The 4,397-nt window shown below is 48.3% G+C and carries 4 protein-coding genes; all 4 read left to right on the top strand.

Annotated features, from left to right (window positions below; translation table 11 throughout):
• The first annotated feature begins 89 nt into the window (after positions 1-89).
• Positions 90-1,070, top strand: coding sequence for a glycosyltransferase family 4 protein (locus tag ACKVEX_RS16385; protein WP_473216810.1), 981 nt, complete (start codon positions 90-92; stop codon positions 1,068-1,070).
• Between the two features lie 462 nt (positions 1,071-1,532).
• On the top strand, positions 1,533-2,777 hold the full coding sequence (locus ACKVEX_RS16380; protein WP_473216809.1) for a hypothetical protein: 1,245 nt from the start codon (positions 1,533-1,535) through the stop codon (positions 2,775-2,777).
• Between the two features lie 96 nt (positions 2,778-2,873).
• The gene (gene pssD, locus ACKVEX_RS16375; protein ID WP_473216808.1) at positions 2,874-3,353 is read left to right on the top strand and encodes a PssD/Cps14F family polysaccharide biosynthesis glycosyltransferase; all 480 of its coding nucleotides are present in this window, start codon (positions 2,874-2,876) and stop codon (positions 3,351-3,353) included.
• A 92-nt stretch (positions 3,354-3,445) separates the two neighbouring features.
• Positions 3,446-3,847, top strand: coding sequence for a glycosyltransferase (locus ACKVEX_RS16370; protein WP_473216807.1), 402 nt, complete (start codon positions 3,446-3,448; stop codon positions 3,845-3,847).
• Positions 3,848-4,397: the final 550 nt, after the last annotated feature.

Raw genomic sequence — 4,397 nt, 5'->3', positions numbered from 1 at the left:
ATTAAGGGGCATTAGTGATCATCGCAGCCACATGCTTGATCAATTATCGCGATTAGCGCAAGCGTACTTTGCTGGCATCTAAATCTATTATGAAAGTACTCCATGTTACAAACGCATTTCCGAATATGGAAGCACCCGTTAGGGGTGTATTTATTGAGGAACAGATCAACTCCCTCCGGGAAGCTGGCGTTTCATGCACTGTATTCGTCATTCCGTCACAAAAGGATGGCATCAAAGCCTACGCAAGTTCGATACCCCATATTCAGAGGCTGAGTCGAGACTATGATGTGGTTCACGCGCATCACGTTTTGAGTGGTTTTGCCTCCGTTCTCGCAGGAGTTGGTAGTAAACTAGTCGTTTCCTACATGAACGATTATGGCCGGAATGTATTAAAGGTAGGGCGATGGACCTCTTTAGCCATAGAGCGTTTCGTTTACTGGAATTGCAAACGTGCTATATTTAAAACACAGCCCCCCTTTGCTTTGTCAGATGAAAAGGATCTTCTCGCTCCAAACGGTGTTGATTTTGATTCGTTTCGTTTGCTCGATAAGCATCAGGCAAGGCATTTGCAAGGGGTCCCAGATGACGCATTCGCTCTGTTGTTTGTATCAGCAAACAATCTGCATAGGCCGGCTAAGAGGTATGATCTGTTCGTACAGATTCTGAACGAATTGAAGCTCCGGGGATTAAACGTTTATGAGTTAACTATGGTTGACCGAACTCGAAAAGAGACTTTAGAGCTATTTAATGCAGCAGATGCATTACTCGTTACGTCAGATTTTGAGGGGTCACCGAACGCGGTAAAAGAGGCCCTCGCCAGCGGGCTTCGTGTTGTGTCCAGAGACGTGGGCGACATATCAAATCTTCTGGAAGACGTCCCTTTTTGTAAAATAGTTTCCCCCTTCACTGTTACAAGCTTTTCAGACGCTGTTTGTAGCGTGCTCTCAACTCAAGATGCAAGAAACCCGATAAGGGACGCCTTCAGACTTAAGAGCTACGATCAGAAACTAATTGCTGAGCGTATAATAACAATGTACCGCACGATTGTTGAAAGTGATGACAATCGTTAAGGAAGCGCCAATATATTCTAGACCAGATGCGCATCGACCGAATGCGCTCTGTGAGCCTGTCCCCGTTTAAGTGCCTGCTGCTTATGGTGCGCACTGAAACGAAGGCAGCTTCACAAAGGCAAACCTCAATTTCCACTGGGCCCGATTAGAACCCATGATCAGCAGTTTCAACTGCGCCTCTTGCACCAAGGTAGACGTTCGACCAAGTCCACACCACCGACCGCGTTGCCCGCCTTTGACCGCTCGATCGAAGCCGCCCTTGATTGCCTGTGTCGCCCACTTCCGGACAGCACCGAATATGCACACCACTCACATTGGCAATGCAAGCCTCTATCTATCCTTGTCTTCGAAGTACAAACCCCTGGCGTCGAATATGTGGAACCGGTTGAGGCGGGAAGTTTCTGGTGCCGATCTTTTCCAAGCCAAGACTATATAATCGGCTAATTTATTGCCAGGTTGATAATGAAAATTCAAAATGCATCGGCTTGGGCATTGCTAGCATATCTCGCTACCTTAGGAATACTGCCGGCCTATATAGGAATACTTTTTTTGCTTCTTTCCGTTCTGCTGGTCGCAACGAGCCTAATGTTGTGTCCGTCAACCACAAGGCCTTTAGAGTCGGCAAAACCTATTCTCGTAATTCTGTTAAGTTTCGTCATGATTGGCGGAATCTCGGTATTCATTGCGTCCCTGAACGAGCTACCGGTGTCTGTTTCGCTCGAGGCGTGGATGAGGTTAGTGATTGCATTAGTTTTTTTCACTGGCGGATTGCTAGTCCCGGAACAGTCACGCTGGCGGTTCATCAAAGCCCTGATGTTGGTGCTTGTTCTTCACGCGTTAGTTGGCATAACATTTTATTTTGCTGGGCAGGCGCCAGTCATTCAAGGAATTCCACGAGCTTCCGGCGCTCTAACGCCGAATGTGTTCGCAAACATGATGACGGTAGCACTATTTCTCAGCTTTTCGATAATGATGGATCGAGTACACGTAACCCCAAACTTGCGACGTCTAGCCTTTTTTAGTTTTCTCGTTTTTCTTTTGGCACTGACATTAGGCGCCACATTGAAAAACATCATTGTAGTCGCACCGATTCTTTTTTTACTCTTCTGGACTAACTCTAAATCAGGTCTTTTTGGTTCGAAAGGACTGGTTGGGGTGGTGCTTGTTTGTACTGTTATTGCAGCGTTCCTTCTATATGAGCCTATCGCTACTCGAGCAATAGAAACTATCGATAAAGGAGTGCATCTTAGTTCCCTGGCTGCAGGTGAGAAGCCCACTTCTTTGCAATGGCGATTGATGCACTGGCTCGCCCTACTGGAGGAATGGCAGGATAGCTATCTTCTCCTTGGTGCTGGCATCGGACAGACGAGGAGTCTTGGCGGCATCCGGGCTCAATCGGGTGGTGAAGGCACGATGGCCCATGGAGATTGGGTGTCGTTCGCTATTGAGTACGGCGTTCTACTCGCGCCATTTGTAGTCAGCTTCTTCGCTTGCGTGGGATTCTATATTAAGAAGAGTCGTTTTTTAGACCAATTTGGTCGAAGAACTTTGGGCGCGGTTTTTATAGGGATTTGCTTGCTGATGATCGGAGGAAACGTTTTTTTCTCCGCGGGATTTTTGTATGTCTTTTGGTTTCTCTTCGGGCTTTTGATTCTGAATCGACCGGTCAATGAGTTGTTGAACAACCGTCGCACGCACCTAGCGTAAGGGCGACATTATTCAATAGTCCGTTGCCTTATAGCGGATAGACTATGCTGACCAGGTTGGCGTGCTGAGGCGAAAGGCCATTCGGAAGAGGTAGTTATGAGAAGGCGATGCGACATTATGTTCATTTCATCAGCAGGCGGACACCTGACTCAGTTGTTGCGCCTGCAAGGGCTTTACGATCGAAAGGAGACTGTACTAGTGACCGAGCGAGTACCGTCGACAGCGCAGCTCCGTGATGAGCTAGACTCGACCGTGCTTTTTCTACCCCATGGGGGGCGCGAAGCGCCTTTGTCATATGTTTGGAAGTTTGCTTGGAATGTACTTGTTAGTTTATCTAGGATAATTCAGTATCGTCCTGCAATAGTGATTTCGACAGGTGCGCATACAGCCATTCCAACTTGCATAATTGCAAAGCTTTTAGGAGCGAAGTTGATTTACATTGAGACTTTTGCAAAGATTCGTTCGCCTTCTCTTACGGGTCGAATACTGTATCCATTTGCGGATTGTTTCTACGTTCAATGGCCCGAGCTTCAAAGATTCTATAGAAAAGCTCGTTACGCAGGGAAACTGTATTGATTACGGTCTTGACTGGAACCCAGAGTATGCCGTTTGATCGGCTCATCGCTTGCCTATCCAAAGGATGGTCTGATTTGGAGAATTATAAGCCGATGGCTATTCAGGCCGGTGGAACAAAGGTTAGGAACGCTCCAGATTGGGTACGCGTTTTCGACTATTGCAGTAAGCATGAGGTTGACGCGTTTCTCGCCAAATCTAACTTTTGTTTCACTCACGGTGGTACTGGCTCAATAATTTCCGCGCTGACAGCGGAGTGCAAGGTAGCGGTAATGCCAAGGCTACAGGCTTATGGGGAGCATAATGACGACCATCAGGTGGAGATTGCAGAGCTATTTGAGGCTGCGGGCTTAGTGGTGTTCTGGCGTGAAACGATGGCAGTCCAGGATGTCTTAAAGCGTCTGGAAGCGTTTGAGCCCAAGAAATATCAATCATCGTTCGAGAGTTTGCGTGAAAGTGTGGCGGCCGATATCGTCGAGTTCCTAGGGAAGCGCTGAACGAATGGCGACTTTCGCGATCCGGACATACCGAGCACAAAGGCGTTTCGAGAGACGTGGATGGATCCTATGATTGGTGCGATTACATTCTTATGACTTTTCCCTCAACCGACTTCAATGCGTAGTCTTACTGCAATCGAGAGTGTGCCATGAGAATTGGGATTGAAGGCTTCTGAGACCTGAAACCGGTGGAGTCGCCGGCCCCGTGGCGGCTCGGAGGGATAACGGGACAGCACCGTCGAGATTAGCGGCGATTCGCCGAGAGAGTTGAGCTAGGTTTGGCTGCTATCGTCGTGGTGCGGCAAAATGCACTCATAAGTTCAGGTTGTTCGAGGTGTCCTCAAGCATATTCACTATGTGCGGGGACCAACTGTTTAGATGTCAATGTGAGATTCAATTGCAAATCATGTCGGACAAACGTCGGGGCATGGGAGCGCGTGTGCTCGAACTCTGTCTTGCAGCGTTCGAGCGGGACTCGGTTATTTCGAAGTTGCTGTCCCGGTTCGACCATCCTGCAAAAGCCGGACAGCAAAGCAAGGAGCCCTGCTGC

Source organism: Denitraticella aggregata (assembly GCF_048158365.1).
Classification (GTDB): domain Bacteria; phylum Pseudomonadota; class Gammaproteobacteria; order Burkholderiales; family Rhodocyclaceae; genus Azoarcus_F.
The sequence above is the reverse complement of the archived record's forward strand: the minus strand, read 5'-3'. Positions and strand labels throughout refer to the sequence as shown.

Bases quoted from the DNA above. Each gene is read 5' to 3' on its own strand.
- ACKVEX_RS16380 (WP_473216809.1), top strand. From the start codon at position 1,533: ATGAAAATTCAAAATGCATCGGCTTGGGCATTGCTAGCATATCTCGCT.
- pssD (WP_473216808.1), top strand. From the start codon at position 2,874: ATGAGAAGGCGATGCGACATTATGTTCATTTCATCAGCAGGCGGACAC.
- ACKVEX_RS16370 (WP_473216807.1), top strand. From the start codon at position 3,446: ATGGCTATTCAGGCCGGTGGAACAAAGGTTAGGAACGCTCCAGATTGG.
- ACKVEX_RS16385 (WP_473216810.1), top strand. From the start codon at position 90: ATGAAAGTACTCCATGTTACAAACGCATTTCCGAATATGGAAGCACCC.